The sequence below is a fragment of the Psychroserpens sp. BH13MA-6 genome, from assembly GCF_052983595.1.
In genome coordinates, this window is record NZ_JBRJGE010000007.1 from 1 (window position 1) to 15,723 (window position 15,723).

A 15,723-nucleotide genomic window follows, 5' to 3' on the forward strand; every position below is an offset into this window, starting at 1 on the left:
GTTAATACGATGTGTGAGAGTATGGATAGTACAGAGGTTATTGAGAGCGATCCACCAGTGGTGACTGCTACGGTTGTAACAGACGCTTTTGCTGATACGCACGTTATTGAGGTGAGTGTAGAAGGTGTTGGAGTGTATGAGTACAGTTTAGATGGTGGTCCGTGGCAGGATGAGCCTATCTTCGTGGATGTATCGTTAGGCGATCATATTGTGACGGCCCGAGATATTAATGGCTGTGGAGAAACTAGTACGACGGTGACGGTGATGGATTACCCAGTGTTCTTCACACCAAATGGCGATGGTTATAACGACACGTGGAACATTACGGCCATGGATGGTCAACCAAACGCAAAAATTTATATATTTGACAGATATGGAAAGCTGCTCAAGCAGCTCAACCCGAACGGAGCAGGTTGGGATGGTACTTATAATGGTAACCCGATGCCAACGAGTGATTATTGGTTTGTGGTAGAGTATAACGAGCCTAGCTCAGGACAACGAAAAGAATTTAAAGCCCATTTTACCCTCAAAAGATAAAACATCGATATGAATTTAAAAAAGTATTGTATAATAGCAAGTTTAGCCCTGTTCTCTTATTTGGGATCAGCTCAAGAAGGACTACCTATTTATTCTGATTATTTAACAGATAATTATTATTTGATACATCCATCTATGGCTGGAGTTGCTAATTGTGCAAAAGTTAGACTTACTGCAAGAGCGCAATGGTTTGGTCAAGAAGAAGCACCTAATCTTCAGACCTTAAGTATTAATGGACGGATTGGAGATTCGCCTTCAGCAGTAGGAGCCATTGTGTATAATGACAAGAATGGATATCATTCGCAAACAGGTGCCTATTTTACTTATGCACATCATTTGATGTTCTCTCGAAATGAGATTGACTTGAATATGTTATCATTTGGTCTGAGCGCTGGTTTTATTCAGTATAAATTGGATGAAACTGAGTTTTTAGCCGATGGTTTTGATCCTATTATTGGAGGTGTTGAGCAGAGTGCTACCAACTTTAATGTTGATTTTGGCTTTTCTTATCATTTGATAGACTTTTATGCCCATGCTACGGTCAAAAACGTTTTAAATAACGATGGTATTAATTTTAATGAACAAGGATTGAGTTATAACAACCTTAGAACTTATTTGTTTTCAGCTGGTAATACGTTTAGCAAGTATAACAGTGATTGGAGTTTTGAACCTTCTGTAATGTTTATGTATAGAGATGCTACAGAGGAAGCCTCCATTGATATCAATGCAAAGGCTTATAAAGAAATGGACTTTGGTAAAGTATGGGGTGGTTTATCCTATAGAAGAAGCTTAGATGGTGCCGAATATTTGGATGGTTCTGGAGTTAATAGTCAAAAACTACAATATATCACGCCTTTTGTAGGGGTAGATTACAATAATTTTGTATTTGCTTATACGTATTCGTATCAAGCGAATTCAGTGGTATTCAATAATGGTGGTTTTCACCAGATTACTTTAGGTTATAACTTTAACTGTAGAAGAGAGAAATTCGAGTGTAATTGTCCGGCCGTTAATTAAAAACCATTTATTTAAAAATATAAAAAGTCTCGATATTATCGAGACTTTTTGCGTTAGTGATAGAGGTTTTGTTGGAGCTCATCTTTGATAGCGACTACCGAAAGCACGACCCTTCTTACGAACCGGTAAGTGAGAAAGAAGGGAAACGCTATGCATCTTATTGCCATGTATACTTTTTAGCTTTTGCTTGGGTTTTAATCGCTTTTATCATCGCACTTTCCAATCCATTGTCATTTGATTTTTGTTGAGATGATATAAATTGTCGTCGCTGCTCATTTAACTTTTGAATATCTTTTTGAACTTTGTCTCGTTCTTCACGTTTATGCTTTATATAAGCCTCTAATTCTGATGCACTCATTTTTCTGAGCGCTTCAGGCAAGGCTTCTTTTTTCAATTGATCTAATTGAACCGTTCCTTCCTTTTCAGCATCAACCAAATCCCATCTCGAATTTTTATATAAATGTGAACTTTTACTCACGGTTCTGCTCACCGCGTTTTCTTGACTGTAACCATAAGCCTTTTCGTCTTGTTCAGATTGCAAGGCCATTTTTTGCTTTCCGGTTTCTCCATAGGCAATGTAGGTGTTGTTGAGCTTATGATTGAGCTGGAGTATTTGATCATCATAAGGTGTTGCCACGTAAGTGGTGGCATGATTGTGATTAATCGCCATGTAATTACCATGCGAAAGATCTGCGCCATCTTTCCAATATGTTGCAATACCTTGATTATAATCACCGCAGAAAATGGTATTGACGCTTATGTCGTTTTTATGGGCTTGCTTAGCGGCATCTTGGTAATTGACCTTCCCTTGTGAAAACGGTTCATTGCCAGCGATAAAAATCAATTTAAGGTCATCTTGATCGTCACCCCATTCTAATTGATTTAGTGAGGTTTGTATCACTTGACCGCAATATTCATTGCCACCGTTAGTAGTTAACGAGAATAATTTTTCAGATATGACATCCAAATCATTGCTAAATGACAATACCTGTCTGATGAATCCCTCTTCGCTATTGAGTCCGTCATTACCGTATTCATACAAGGCTATGAGAAGATTAGGTTTTTGTTCGCCGCATCTTGCATAGGACAATTCATTGACAATTTCCCAAAGTTGTGCTTTAGCTTGATCTATGAGACCATCCATACTATTACTCGTATCAAGAAGTAGTGCCACTTTTATAAATTGCTTTTTCGCAGGTTTTACTTCGGTGTTAAAAGCGATTTCCTTCGAGGTTGTCTTTACTTTGGCATCGCAGGATAAGATACTGATCAAGCAAAAGACCCAAGTCATGGTTTTAAATAATTGTTTCATTGTGATGTATTTTTTTGGGTTATTTTTTAGTCTTGGATGGCCGTACGTTCAAAGTGTACTCGCTTGTCTAAAGCAAATAAGAGTTCATCTAATTCGTAAACATTTTTATAGCCATAACCAAAGAGGTTAATATAAGTTGGAATGTTTAAAGCTAAGGAGACATAATCTTCGTCGCTAGCTTTTTTAGTTACCTTAGCGGGTATTGTTTTACTCGCGAAGTAGATGTCATCCCCGAAGAAATTATTATTGCAATAGATTAAAATCGTTGTGTTCTTATCAGGAATTATTTTTGCGAGATTTTCTTGCGTGAAGTCAGAAAAATTTAAATGAATGGCCCCTTTCATGTGTTTTTCATCGAACATGGCCTTCGATCTCGTGTCTAAAATGACGACGTTGTCTTCTTTGCTTTTCTGATAAAATTTATCAAAATTAATGAGCCGCTTGTTTCTATGAATTTTCACATCTTTCACTAAGGTTTCATAATCAGAGTAACTCACTCTGGCTTTCAGATAATTGGCGTTTTCGATAGTATCCGGCGAGCACATAAGTGCCACTAGTATGGTTAAAAAGAGGGTAGTTTTCATAGCGTTATATTAATCGGTTTGTAATGCTTTAATATCTAAGGTTCCATTTGGTGATACCACATAGTATTTGTGCTTGATTTCAGTTTTTACAACAGGTTCTGGTTTCGCTGTGACTGGCTTCGGACTATATTGTAATCGGATATTCATGCCTATCTGAACTACAGGCTCTAAAATGGAAGGATTGATGACGATATCATAGTTTTCATAAGACAATGGCTGATAATAATAGGATGTTTGCTTTTTTGCAGTGGTTACGCCTTTTCTTTTTTTAATGGCCTCAAAAGAGACACTATTAAAGGCTTGATAGCTTTGATAAAAGTCTTTAGGGAAATAACAATATTGATCATCAGCCATGGCCACGTTATAGTTTGCTAAATCAAAACCTAAGGTCTTGTAATAGGTTTTCTTTTCTTCAATGAGTTTTAAAAGTTTTGTTTGAAGGTTTTTGTAGACTTCTGCAATATTCTCAATATAGTAATCCACTTTCACTAAATTGTATATTTCACTTTTGGCACAAGCGGTTAAAATACTTTCAAATTGATTCGTTTTTGTAAACTGAATGTGTAAGTTTTGTTGTAACTCAAAGCCGTTGGGCACTTCTGTATAGGTTTTACTAAATAGCTTTTTTTGTACTTCTATTTCGTAATTAGGGACGAAGGAAATGACATCAATGGCAATAGCATCTTCGGTGATACCAATGCTTTTGAGTTCCTCTTTTATATTTTGAACTCGACGAGACATAAGCAAGTTTGTACTGTCTGCCGTTGGTCCTATTTGAGAGACGTTGAAGATAGCCGTATAAGTAGTCGCTTCGACATTTTGTAAGGCTTTTACATCAATAAAAACGGTAGTACTTGGATTGAGGATTTTATTAATTTGCTGCTGAACAGTGGGATTGTAAATATTCGCATTTCCTGAATGCAATACGTTTTGCCTGGAAATAAGATCATAATTTCCTTTGTGTTGGGCATTGGTCGTAGCAAAATAGCTAACGATTAACAAGATGCTTAAGGTGAAGTTTTTCATTTTTGTCTTGATTATTTTGATTAATGCTGGTAAATCTATGGGCATCTTATCGACATTAAAAACCAAAATGAGTCAATACAACGAGCCAATGAGTCAGTTATAGGACTGAGTGAGTTAAGCCTACTAATTGGCTTTAAAATGACATCATTTTGCGAATACCAGTTTTATTTAATCAATTAAAACACGTAAGTTTATTGCGTTCAATAACAATTAATGAAACCATTTTTTTCATATCTAATTCTGATGATGCTTTGCTTTTCCTTCGGAAATTTAAAGGCTCAAAATACTCGTGACCAAGAAGCGGTGCAGCGTGAAACAGCACCGTACTTCACCATACGAGGTTCTGTAAGAGAAAGTGATACATATAAGCCCATTTCTAAGGTGAATATTGAAGTTAATGGTGGTGCCTACACGCGAACAGATATTGATGGATCTTTTATAATTCAAGCTAGAGAAGGTGATGAGCTAGTCATTCGACATAAAGATTTTGAAACGGTTTATTATACCATTGGTAAAGATCATCGCGTGACTGTAGAAGTGGAACCTGCGGATGACACAAAACAGTTAGACACTAATTTTAAGACCGATATTAAGACCTTTAATGCCTTAATTGATTCCGTCGCAAAATATAAGAAACAAAATGTAGAAAAGAGTATTGCCTTTGTAGGCGACGCTCTTAAGCAAAGTAGTTCCCAAAAACAGAACGCAGAGGCTTATCTGGTATTGGCTGAAGTGTATATGTTTTGGAAACAATATGATCTAGCCGTAACTAACTACAGGGTGAGTTTACAGAACGTTGCTTCTAATCATGCCAAGTTGGGCTTAGGGAAAGCCTATGAGAAGAACAAGAATTATCAGGAGAGTTTAGATACCTACAACGCTATTAGCAAGCCGGAGTTGAGTAACTATCAATTGGTTGTGTTGTTTGAGGGGCTAGGCGATACCTATTTCAGTATTAAGAATTATGATGCGGCAGTAGAGGCTTTTAAAAAAGGTTTGGAAGTGGCTAATAAACATTTAATCAAACCCAAGATTGTTGATTTAAACTCTAAGATAGCACAGGCTTATAATGCAAAAGGAAGCAATGATAAGGCTGAATATTTCTTTGTAAACTCTCTTAATTTAGCTGAAAAAGAAACGAAAAAACGAGCTTTAGAAGAAAAGGTGACTGTTGCCGATTTTCAAAATACCAATCAGAATTACTCCGAAGAGATTCAGCTTAGAAAAGAAATTGTGGAAGATGTTCAAGATGTTGAGCGAGATTCTATTATTAAAAATGAAAGTGCGCTCACCCTTCAGAAGCAAAATTACAAGATTGGAAATGCCTATTTTTTACAAAAGGATTATGATAGTGCCATCCCGTATTTGGAAAAAAGTATTGAGGAGGCTGACGCAAAATCTGATTTAATTGTTAAAAAGGACGCTACCAAAAAACTATCCGATGTTTATGTTGATGCTGGGAACTTTGAAAAGGCTAAGGAAACATTTGAGTCTTATAAAAATGTGGTAGATGAACTGTACATTAAACGAGAGCAAGAACTTTCTCAGGCAGATAGGTTTCGACGAAATATCATTGAACAGCAGAACCGAATTACGAGTTTAGAAAGTGATCGTGCGTTAACTACAAGTCTGGCGAGCGAACGAAATAAAAATCAGCAACTTATTATTTATTCTTTAATTACCGGCCTGATTTTGTTGCTTATTACGGCATTTTTTATGTTTAAATACATCAAACAACAGCGATTGGCAAATAATTTGTTGGCACTGAAATCTTTAAGAAGCCAAATGAATCCGCATTTTATTTTCAATGCGCTCAATTCTGTCAATAGTTTTATAGCCAGTAATGATGAACGTACGGCGAACAAATACCTTTCAGATTTCTCGCACCTCATGCGCGCTGTTTTAGAGAATAGTGAGGAGGATTTTATTCCACTACAAAAGGAAATTGAATTATTAGATCTGTATACAAAATTAGAACATTTTAGATTTCAAGATAAATTCGATTATGAGATTATCGTGAAGGATGACGTCGCCGTTGGAGAGTACCAAATTCCACCCATGCTCTTACAGCCTTATATTGAAAATGCTGTGTGGCATGGCTTAAGATATAAAACTGAAAAAGGCTTATTAAAAATTACCATAGCTAAGAAAAGTGATCATGAAATCACCATTACTGTCGCTGATGACGGCATAGGGAGAGCACGCTCCAAAGATCTGAAAACAGAGAATCAACAGAAACAGAAATCCAAAGGTATGGGCAACATCAAAAAGCGTGTGGCCATTTTAAATGACATGTATAAGGATAAGGTGGATGTGTTTATTGATGATTTTCAAGATGCTGAGGATGTAGGAACTAAAGTCGTTGTAACCTTAAAAAAAGATTAAATGAAATTAAGATCAATCATTGTAGAAGACGAAGAAACTAGTAGAACCATATTGAAAAACTACTTACATAAATATTGCCCTAATGTTGAAGTTTTAGGTGAGGCTGGTAATGTAGAGGACGCCTTAATACTTATTAGGAATCAAGAATTAGACTTGGTCTTTCTGGATGTGGAAATGCCTTATGGCAATGCCTTTGATTTATTAGATAAGGTTGGTGACATTAACTTTGAAACTGTTTTTGTTACGGCTTACAATCATTATGCTATAGATGCTTTAAACGCACATGCGTCTTATTATCTCATGAAGCCCATTTCGATTGATGAACTGATAAAAGCTGTCGATTATGTCGCTGAAATTAAGACGAAGGAAGATGCGCTGCAAGATCAAGTTTTAGTTCCCAAGACCAATAATGTGAATGGCAAGATTACCATTCCACAACAAGACGGCTTTGATGTTTTGGAAACTGCAGATATTTTATATTGTAAAGCGGATGACAACTACACCGAAATCTATCTAAACACCAATAAAAAGAAATTGGTGAGTAAGACCTTGAAGTATTTTGAAGAAGCACTTTCTGATAGTGGTTTTGCTCGGGTGCATAAAAGTTATTTAGTCAACGTAAATGAAGTTAAAAAGTATATTAAAGGAAAGGGCGGTAGTGTGGTACTGAGTAATGGTAAGGAAATTATGGTTTCCGCATCAAAGAAATCAGATTTGTTATCCTATTTTAAGTAAGTTAGCGACTTCAGTTCAATTCAAAACATCAAAAAAATATGCCAATTATTAAAGCTGTAAACGGAAAACATCCGAACATACCAAAAGATTGCTTTGTCGCAGATAATGCGACCATTGTTGGTGATGTGGATATGGGCAACCAATGTAGTATTTGGTTTAATGCGGTCGTTAGAGGCGATGTTCATTTCATTAAAATGGGGAATAAAGTGAATGTTCAGGATGGTGCTGTGATTCATGCGACCTATCAAAAATCACCAACAACTATAGGAAATAATGTATCCATAGGACATAATGCTATTGTGCATGGTTGTACCATACATGACAATGTTTTGATAGGTATGGGAAGTATTATCATGGATGATTGTATCGTGGAAAGTCATAGTATTATCGCGGCAGGTGCTGTCGTAACTAAAAATACGATTGTAGCATCCGGAAGTATTTATGCCGGAATTCCAGCAGTTAAGGTAAAAGATGTTAGTAAAGCGCTAATTTCTGATGAAATAGATCGCATAGCGAATAATTATGTGACCTATTCTAGTTGGTTTGAATAGTCATACCCCTTTCTTTAGAAATCTAAAGCTTCAATTTTAAAAGTGTCATCCAATAATGATTTGAGCACATCAACGTTGCCGTTGGAATAGAACGTGTTCTTTGGGAATCGTATACTGTTGTTCAGTAAATCATGTTGCTCCAAGACAGCTTTTGTTTGTTTAGCAACAGCCAAACCAGAATCAATAATTTTTACGTGGGTCGGAAGAAGTTCTAAGAGCATTGGAATCAAATATGGATAATGTGTACAGCCTAAAACGAGGTAGTCAATATCGGCTTTTAACATTGGTTTGAGATATGCTTCCAATAGGGATCGCATTTCTGGGCTATTCGTTTTTCCGGCTTCTACCAGAGGAACAATCCCTTCACCAACTTGCTCAATAAGATCAATCCCATGACTATACAAATCTGATGTTTTGTGAAAAAGTTCACTACTTAAAGTTCCTTTCGTAGCGAGAATACCAATCGCTTTAGTTTGGGTATTCAATGCCGCTGGTTTAATAGCTGGCTCTATACCAATAAATGGCACATCATAAGCATCTCGTAATTCTTTAATGGCATTTGTCGTAGCTGTGTTACAAGCAACAACAATCAATTTTGCTTTTTTTTTGAGAAGCCACTCCGTGTTTTTGATACTTAATTCAAGGATGTCTTGTTTTGACTTACCACCATAGGGTGCATTTTTGCTATCTGCCAAGTAGATGGTATCTTCATTTGGCAACAAGGCGTGAATTTCCTTGAAGATAGACGTACCTCCAATTCCAGAATCAAATATGCCAATGGGTTGTGAACTCATGATAGTACAAAAATAAAAAAGCCGCTTTGTAAAAAGCGGCTTTATTTCATATTAATTTTTTGATGCTTAGAATCCTAATTCTTTCTTTACATCAGCTAAAAGATCTGTACCATCAGCAACGATGACACCACCACCTTGTGTTGAATCCAATACATATTGGAATCCTTTGGCTTTGGAAACTTTTTCAATAGCTGCTTTTGCTTTTTCAAAGATAGGCTTCAATAAAGCGGCTTCTTTCTTTCCTAAGTCTTCTTGCGCTTGCGCTTGGTATTGACGAATACTTTGCTCTATCTGCTGTACTTCTTGAGCTCTTTTCGTGTTTTCTTCTTCAGTTTTAGTTTCAGCTTCAGCTCTATACTGCTTTACTTTGTTCTGTAAGTCTGTCACTAAAGTTTTATACTCAGCATCGTAAGTTTTAGACAGTTTTTCGATTTCAGCTTGTGCCGCTTTCATTTCTGGCATCGCTTGCACCAATTCCGTCGTGTTTATATGTGCGACTTTACTTTGTGCTGTAGCAAGGTTAGTTGTACCTGCAAATAGTATAGCGGCGAATAAAAGGGTTTTTAAGTGTTTCATTTTAAAAATTGTTACGTGTTATAATTATTGTTTTTAGTTATCATCAGGAACGGAATCAGTTTCTTTTGCTCTTGCTTCTCGCTCCTCTTTTGCTTTTTTCCTTGCGGCTAATATTTTCTTTTTACGTTCTTCTAGTGCTTTTTGTCTAGCTTCACGATCTTTAATTTTTTGTTGTCTTTGCTCTTCTTTTATTTGTTCTGCAGTCTTCTCAGTCGCTTTGCCTGCTGCTGTAGAATCTTGCTTCTTATTGTTGTTCTCTTCCGGTAATTTCACCTTTTCACCACCACTGTTGTTAATACTATCTCTTTCCGCTTTTGCTTTAGCTCTATCGTCTAATATTTTTTGACGTCTAGCGGCAGCAACAGCCTTTAGTGAATCTCTTCGTTTTAATTGAGCTTCTTGTCTCGCTGCAATTTCAGCTTCTCTCGCTGATTTCTTTTCTTCAATAGCTTTTTGTCTTTCGTCTAATTCTTTGTTGACAATTGGCACCACATCTTCTTTTTCGGCTTGTTTACGTTCAGCTCTTGATTTTGCTTGCGTACGTTTTGCAGATCGTGTGATACTTCTAATCACGAGTTCACTAATATCGAAACGCTCTGCGGAATATAACATCACCACATCGGCAGATTTGTCAAAGATAAAATCGTATTTTTTTCCATCTGCAATTTCTTGAACTGCTGAAAAAATCTGATCTTGAATTGGTTGAACTAATTGCTGCTTCTGAATCATTAAGTCACCATTTGGTCCAAATCGTTTTTGCTGATACTCTAAGACTTCAGCTTCTTCAAAAGAAATATCCTCTAAGCGCTCTTCATATAATTCCTTTGTTAATAGGACTCTTTCGCTGTTTAATTGTTTCTTCTTAGATTCAATGGCTGTCAAACGTTGTTCAATTTCTGTTTTCCACTGTTGTACTTTTTGATCTAATTGAGACGATGCTTCTTGGTATTCAGGTATATTTTCTAGAATGTATTCCGTATCTATATAACCTATTCTAACACCTCGTTGCGCATTGGAAACAAAGCTCATTAGACTTATGATGGTCATTAAAAAAAGAACTTTACTTTTCATCTGTATTATTTTAATTTTTATGATATTTAATCTAAACTTAAATATGACAGACTAAATTACGATCCTGTCACTGTGTTTAGTTTTTCAAATTAACGAAATATATTCTGAAAAATTTTAACACACACATTAAATCGTCAAATAGTTATTAGAAAATATCGTGCCAAAATTAAAATTGTTGACCAATTATAAAGTGCGTTTCTAATCCATTTCTCACTGTTTGACCAGGTAATGCGTCAAAGCCATAACCAAAATCAATACCTAAAAGTCCGAAGGCAGGCATGAATATTCTAATTCCAGCTCCTGCGGAACGGTTGACACTAAATGGATTGTAATCCCTGAAATTGTCAAAGGATGCTCCAGCTTCCAAAAATGACAAGACATATATTTTAGCCTGCGCTTCCAAGGTAATTGGATAACGAAGTTCTAAAGAAAATTTATTGTATATCGATCCTCCATCCTGAGATGATAAGGATTGGTTCGGATAACCACGTAGCTGAATGACTTCTCTTCCATCAAGCGCATAATTGGCTAATCCATCGCCACCAAGGAAGAAACGCTCAAAAGGAATAACACCTCTGTCTTGATTATAAGCCCCTAAAAATCCGAACTCCATTCCAGATTTAACGACTAATTTATCCCATATTCTTGTGTACCAGTCACCTTTAAATTTAATTTTATAAAACTCCAACCAGTTAAATCGTTCTTGATCAATTTCACCAATTCGTGCGACATCGTCAATATCTGTAGGATCCAATCCGTCACGTTCCTCTTTTAATGCGGCATAATCTACATTATTAAATAGCGAGTATGGTAACGACATTTTAGCACTAATATTGAAATTAGAACCTCCAGTAGGATAAATTGGATCGGTACGCGTATTGTTTCTAGTTAATCCAATGGTGTAAGATAAGTTGTTAGAATAGCCATCACCAAATGTGAATAATCCTGTGTTATAATTTTTTAAATTATAATGCTGAAAGCTGAGTGCTTGTGAGAGTCTAAAATAATCATCTGGTTCTTTCAATCGTTTAGACAGACCTACTGTAATACCAGTAATATTAAAACGTCTACTTTTATCCGCTCTTCGCGTTACAGGATCAAATAAAAATTGCTTCGTATGTGATAAAGAAGTTGAAAACTGTGTAGGTCGTTTACCTCCTAACCAAGGTTCTGAGAAAGAGAAACTGTAAGTTTGGAAGAACTGTGATGCCTGTAATCTTAAGGCGAGACTTTGACCGTCACCCGATGGAATTGGTTGATAGGCTTCCTTGTTAAAAATATCTTTTATCGCAAAGTTATTGAAAGATAAACCAAGTGTTCCGATAAAACCGCCACCACCATAACCACCTTGTAGTTCAATTTGGCTAGAACCTCTTTCCACAACTTGGTACTCGATATCCACGGTACCGTCTTGTGTGTTGAAGTTCTTCATGTTAGGTGTTAACTGTTGCGCATCAAAGAACCCTAGTTGACCTAATTCTCTAATGGTTCTAATCACGTTACTTTTACGATATAATTGTCCAGGTTTAGTTCTTAATTCTCTGTAAATAACGCGGTCATTTGTTTTGTCATTTCCAGTAACTGATACATTATTGAAATACGCCGGTTTTCCTTCAGAAATTCTAATTTCCATGTCAATAACATTACCCTCTGCACTTATTTCAACTGGGTTGATCGTAGAAAACAAGTAGCCACTGTCTTGATATAAATTGGTGATGTCTACGGCATCAGGCTTTGTGTCATCTTGAATACGTTTACGTAATTCAACACCATTGTAAGTAGACCCTTCCGTGATCTTCAAAACCGATTGTAACTGTTTGTCAGAATACACGGTATTCCCAACAAAAGTTATTTTACCAAATTTATATTGTTCACCTTCTTCAACATTGATAAAAAGGCTGATGGTATTATCATCTTTATACACAATAGAGTCAGATAAGATTCTAGCATCACGATAACCATTTTCCTTGTATTTGTCGATCACACTTACAAGATCTTCTTCATACTTGTCTTTGATATATTTGGAACGCTTAAAAATGCGTATCAGATTTTTTTGTTTGGTATTTGACATGGACTTTCTGAGTTTTTTATCAGAAATTTTTTCATTGCCATTAAAGATGATTTTATCAATCTTTACTTTTTCACCCTTGTCAATATATACTAACATGTTGACACGGCTTTTTTCAATGGAATCGTTAGTGACTTCTTTCGTGTTAACCGTTACTTTCGTATTTAAAAATCCTTGCTTTTTGTATTTATTGGTAATGTAATTACGGGTAGTTGTGACGAGGTTCTCAGTAACTTTAACTCCTTTACTGAGATTGTTGTCCTTTTTTAGCTCATCAATTTTACCCTTTTTTACACCTTCTATGGTCACTTCATTTAATTCAGGTAAATCATGAAGATTAATTTCTAAGTACGCTTTATTTCCTTCGGTCTTAGTTAAGTAGACATCAATGTCACTAAAAAGATTGGAGTCCCATAATTTTTTGATAGCGTTACTGATTTGCTCACCAGGAATAACAATTTCTTCGCCCACTTTAAGTCGAGAGAATGAAATGATGGTGGAAGGATTAAAATTGGTGTTACCAGTAATTTGTATATCTTCTAAGATATAGGTTTTACCTTTATTAAAATCTGATTGCTGCGCAGCTACTATATTGGAAACACTTAAAATAAGTGCTATTAGTAGTGACTTGATATATGTTTTCAAAAGTAAATTGTTAGCTAAGTTGTTCACTTGTTTTTCCAAATCGTCGTTCTCTATTTTGATAATTAATCAAAGCATCATAAAGGTCCTTCTTCTTAAAATCAGGCCAAAGAATGTCTGTAAAATATAATTCTGCATAAGCAATTTGCCATAATAAAAAATTGCTTATTCTTTGTTCACCACTGGTTCTGATTAACAAATCAACATCTGGTAAATTTTGCGTGTAAAGATGATTATTTATAATGGATTCGTCAATGTTTTCGATGGAAATTATATTATTTTTAACTTTATCTGTTAATTCTTTTATAACCTTGATAATTTCTTCTCTAGACCCATAACTAAGCGCCAGTGTTAGCGTCATATGGGTATTGTTTTTTGTTTTATCAATGACCTCCATTAACTCCTGATGTGCTTTTTTCGGTAAATCCATAAGATTACCAATGGCCATCAATCGTATATTATTATCCTGAAGCGTTTTAATTTCCTTTTTCAAAGATTTCACCAACAGCTTCATTAAGGTTTGTACTTCTATTTTAGGGCGCTTCCAGTTTTCTGTGGAAAACGCATATAAGGTTAAATGTTTAATCCCTATTTCTGCACTCGCTTCTACGACCTCTCTTACCGATTTTGTGCCATTTTCGTGTCCGATGACCCTAAGCATGCCTTTTTGCTTAGCCCATCGACCATTGCCATCCATGATGATGGCCAAATGATTTGGCAATTTTTCCGTCAGTATTTGATCTTTTAAACTCATCTAAAAATTGCAATAACAAGGACGTTGGCCAAAGGTGTAAGTTAATGTGAATCCTGAAAACACGTACCAATCATTACTATTGGTGTTTCCAAATGCCAAGCTACTGGTATTATCAAAATCAGGGACACTCCCATCTAATTCATCAGAAAAGGTATAGCGCGCTCCAATTTCAAAACCTAACACCAAGTGGTTGGTTATATTAGATTTCACACCTAAAATCATCGGGATTCCAAAGGCCCAACTATCGGTTCCTTCATTGGTGTATTCCCCAGCATTGAAAAAATAATTCGGATATTTCGTCGTGGTCACTCCAGAATATAAATAAGGGGTTATTTGTGTTTCGGATTTATGGAGGTCAAATTCCCAAAACGTAAATTCCATACCTGCAGAAATCTCCAATAAATTGCTGTCAAATTTGTAGTTTCTTTCTCGTCGTCTTGGATCGTCAGATTTTGAATCATCACCAACAAGGTCTGAATAAATAATAGAGACTCTCCACGAATGTCTTGGACTTCGGTTCCATTTTAATAATAAACCAAGGGCAGGCGCATTAGGGGCAATATATTGGGTAGACCCAACATCGCCAATAAAATTACTGCCTCCTGCAAAACCACCAATTTCATAGATTTGAGAATGGCTCGTTTGAAGAAAACATATACTTAATAAAAATAAGATTAAATACCTCATAAATTTTTAAAAGTTTGCAAATATAATAAATAAGAATTGCCTGTGGTAATTTGGGGCAAATAGTCTTACAGAAAACTTATTTTACAAGGTTTTATTGCCTATTTGGGTCTAATTTCGTCGGTCTTCTCCCCAAAGCATTTTTTGCCTTAAGGTGTCAATAAAACTTTCGTTCATCAACTCTACCATTTTAATTTTGAAATCGGCTTTTTTAATGGTAATGATGGTGGCGTTGGATAAGGTGACTATGCGCGAATCCAGAGACATTAAATGTTGATCTTCTCTTCCATCTACTTTAAGTTCAATGGTTGTTTTGTCAGGAATAACCAAAGGTCTGGCATTCAGATTATGAGGTGCAATAGGTGTAAGAACAAAGCTGTTGGCTTCCGGAGTAATGACGGGTCCACCACAGCTTAAAGAATAACCGGTAGACCCAGTTGGTGTGGAAATAATGAGTCCATCTGCCCAATAAGACGTGAGATATTCCTTGTCGAGGTGTGTTTCTACGGTAATCATGGAAGTCGTATTTTTTCGACTTACTGCGATTTCGTTTAAAGCAAAATTTGTCTCTTGTAGGGCGTCGTTTTGTGGATGCGTGGTAACGCTCAATAAGGTGCGTTCAGAAATTTTGTAATTGCCTTCGATAACTTGTTCAATGGCCGTTTTTATGGCATCTGTTTGAACGGTCGCTAAAAAACCTAAACGTCCTGTATTAATGCCTACAATTGGAATGGATAAATCTCGAACATAGGTGACAGCTCTTAATATAGTGCCGTCGCCACCAACACTTATGAGCAGGTCATAACTCTCGTCTAACACCGAAAAAGCATTAACACTTTCATTTTTTTTGACTTCGGAAGGTAGATTATTTAAGAATGACGATTCTACATAAACCTCACAGTTTTTACTGAGAAGTACTTCAATGAGATCTTCGAAAGACTTAAATGATTTGTCATAATAGTGCTGACTGTAAACGGCTACTTTCAT

Annotated in this window: 15 protein-coding genes; 5 read left to right on the forward strand and 10 right to left on the reverse strand. The window is 36.0% G+C overall.

The genetic code is table 11. The features are described 5' to 3' along the window. Together ACU8DI_RS13160 and ACU8DI_RS13165 are read left to right on the forward strand one after the other, a co-directional pair. A partial coding sequence (locus ACU8DI_RS13160) for a T9SS type B sorting domain-containing protein (RefSeq protein ID WP_447113250.1) occupies nt 1-537 on the forward strand: 537 nt, incomplete at its 5' end. 9 nt (nt 538-546) lie between these two features. Further along, the gene (locus ACU8DI_RS13165) at nt 547-1,554 is read left to right on the forward strand and encodes a PorP/SprF family type IX secretion system membrane protein (RefSeq protein WP_447113251.1); all 1,008 of its coding nucleotides are present in this window, start codon (nt 547-549) and stop codon (nt 1,552-1,554) included. Between the two features lie 157 nt (nt 1,555-1,711). Here ACU8DI_RS13165 and ACU8DI_RS13170 read toward each other — a convergent pair whose 3' ends face one another. From ACU8DI_RS13170 to ACU8DI_RS13180, 3 genes are read right to left on the reverse strand one after another with little or no spacing between them, the layout of a single operon-like run. Beyond that, nucleotides 1,712-2,866, reverse strand: coding sequence for a vWA domain-containing protein (locus ACU8DI_RS13170; RefSeq protein ID WP_447113252.1), 1,155 nt, complete (start codon nt 2,864-2,866; stop codon nt 1,712-1,714). 26 nt (nt 2,867-2,892) lie between these two features. Then, complete coding sequence (locus ACU8DI_RS13175) at nt 2,893-3,450, reverse strand: rhodanese-like domain-containing protein (protein ID WP_447113253.1); 558 nt, start codon at nt 3,448-3,450, stop codon at nt 2,893-2,895. A 9-nt stretch (nt 3,451-3,459) separates the two neighbouring features. Beyond that, nucleotides 3,460-4,476 (reverse strand): SIMPL domain-containing protein, encoded by a 1,017-nt coding sequence (locus ACU8DI_RS13180; protein ID WP_447113254.1) that lies wholly within the window; start codon nt 4,474-4,476, stop codon nt 3,460-3,462. A 213-nt stretch (nt 4,477-4,689) separates the two neighbouring features. On the opposite strand from ACU8DI_RS13180, the gene ACU8DI_RS13185 reads away from it, so the two are divergent. From ACU8DI_RS13185 to ACU8DI_RS13195, 3 genes are read left to right on the forward strand one after another with little or no spacing between them, the layout of a single operon-like run. Beyond that, a complete protein-coding gene (locus ACU8DI_RS13185) occupies nt 4,690-6,861 on the forward strand; it encodes a histidine kinase (RefSeq protein WP_447113255.1) in 2,172 nt (723 codons plus the stop codon). Further along, the gene (locus ACU8DI_RS13190; RefSeq protein WP_447113256.1) at nt 6,862-7,596 is read left to right on the forward strand and encodes a LytR/AlgR family response regulator transcription factor; all 735 of its coding nucleotides are present in this window, start codon (nt 6,862-6,864) and stop codon (nt 7,594-7,596) included. A gap of 38 nt (nt 7,597-7,634) precedes the next feature. After that, entirely contained in the window at nt 7,635-8,147 is a 513-nt protein-coding gene (locus ACU8DI_RS13195; protein WP_447113257.1) for a gamma carbonic anhydrase family protein, read from the forward strand. A 14-nt stretch (nt 8,148-8,161) separates the two neighbouring features. Here ACU8DI_RS13195 and murI read toward each other — a convergent pair whose 3' ends face one another. The 7 genes from murI to ACU8DI_RS13230 all read right to left on the reverse strand — a co-directional run bounded on the left by murI (nt 8,162) and on the right by ACU8DI_RS13230 (nt 15,723). Further along, nucleotides 8,162-8,941 (reverse strand): glutamate racemase, encoded by a 780-nt coding sequence (murI, locus tag ACU8DI_RS13200; protein WP_447113258.1) that lies wholly within the window; start codon nt 8,939-8,941, stop codon nt 8,162-8,164. Between the two features lie 66 nt (nt 8,942-9,007). Beyond that, nucleotides 9,008-9,517: an OmpH family outer membrane protein gene (locus tag ACU8DI_RS13205; protein ID WP_447113259.1), complete on the reverse strand. Its 510-nt coding sequence runs from the start codon at nt 9,515-9,517 to the stop codon at nt 9,008-9,010. Between the two features lie 33 nt (nt 9,518-9,550). Further along, nucleotides 9,551-10,588: an OmpH family outer membrane protein gene (locus ACU8DI_RS13210; protein WP_447113260.1), complete on the reverse strand. Its 1,038-nt coding sequence runs from the start codon at nt 10,586-10,588 to the stop codon at nt 9,551-9,553. A gap of 166 nt (nt 10,589-10,754) precedes the next feature. Beyond that, complete coding sequence (gene bamA, locus ACU8DI_RS13215; protein WP_447113261.1) at nt 10,755-13,340, reverse strand: outer membrane protein assembly factor BamA; 2,586 nt, start codon at nt 13,338-13,340, stop codon at nt 10,755-10,757. Continuing rightward, a complete protein-coding gene (locus ACU8DI_RS13220) occupies nt 13,312-14,052 on the reverse strand; it encodes an isoprenyl transferase (RefSeq protein ID WP_447113262.1) in 741 nt (246 codons plus the stop codon). Before ACU8DI_RS13220 ends, bamA begins: the two co-directional genes overlap by 29 nt. Then, nucleotides 14,053-14,739 (reverse strand): type IX secretion system protein PorG, encoded by a 687-nt coding sequence (gene porG, locus ACU8DI_RS13225; RefSeq protein ID WP_447113263.1) that lies wholly within the window; start codon nt 14,737-14,739, stop codon nt 14,053-14,055. Nucleotides 14,740-14,847: 108 nt separating this feature from the next. Then, nucleotides 14,848-15,723 carry an NAD kinase gene (locus ACU8DI_RS13230; protein ID WP_447113264.1) on the reverse strand — a complete coding sequence of 292 codons (876 nt, stop codon included), beginning with the start codon at nt 15,721-15,723 and terminating at the stop codon, nt 14,848-14,850.

What these genes read in the sequence shown, in the direction of transcription:
- ACU8DI_RS13230 (WP_447113264.1), bottom strand. Translation starts at nt 15,723, where the DNA reads ATGAAAGTAGCCGTTTACAGTCAGCACTATTATGACAAATCATTTAAG.
- ACU8DI_RS13220 (WP_447113262.1), bottom strand. Translation starts at nt 14,052, where the DNA reads ATGAGTTTAAAAGATCAAATACTGACGGAAAAATTGCCAAATCATTTG.
- ACU8DI_RS13195 (WP_447113257.1), top strand. Translation starts at nt 7,635, where the DNA reads ATGCCAATTATTAAAGCTGTAAACGGAAAACATCCGAACATACCAAAA.
- porG (WP_447113263.1), bottom strand. Translation starts at nt 14,739, where the DNA reads ATGAGGTATTTAATCTTATTTTTATTAAGTATATGTTTTCTTCAAACG.
- murI (WP_447113258.1), bottom strand. Translation starts at nt 8,941, where the DNA reads ATGAGTTCACAACCCATTGGCATATTTGATTCTGGAATTGGAGGTACG.
- ACU8DI_RS13210 (WP_447113260.1), bottom strand. Translation starts at nt 10,588, where the DNA reads ATGAAAAGTAAAGTTCTTTTTTTAATGACCATCATAAGTCTAATGAGC.
- ACU8DI_RS13180 (WP_447113254.1), bottom strand. Translation starts at nt 4,476, where the DNA reads ATGAAAAACTTCACCTTAAGCATCTTGTTAATCGTTAGCTATTTTGCT.
- ACU8DI_RS13175 (WP_447113253.1), bottom strand. Translation starts at nt 3,450, where the DNA reads ATGAAAACTACCCTCTTTTTAACCATACTAGTGGCACTTATGTGCTCG.
- ACU8DI_RS13190 (WP_447113256.1), top strand. Translation starts at nt 6,862, where the DNA reads ATGAAATTAAGATCAATCATTGTAGAAGACGAAGAAACTAGTAGAACC.
- ACU8DI_RS13170 (WP_447113252.1), bottom strand. Translation starts at nt 2,866, where the DNA reads ATGAAACAATTATTTAAAACCATGACTTGGGTCTTTTGCTTGATCAGT.
- ACU8DI_RS13185 (WP_447113255.1), top strand. Translation starts at nt 4,690, where the DNA reads ATGAAACCATTTTTTTCATATCTAATTCTGATGATGCTTTGCTTTTCC.
- ACU8DI_RS13205 (WP_447113259.1), bottom strand. Translation starts at nt 9,517, where the DNA reads ATGAAACACTTAAAAACCCTTTTATTCGCCGCTATACTATTTGCAGGT.
- ACU8DI_RS13165 (WP_447113251.1), top strand. Translation starts at nt 547, where the DNA reads ATGAATTTAAAAAAGTATTGTATAATAGCAAGTTTAGCCCTGTTCTCT.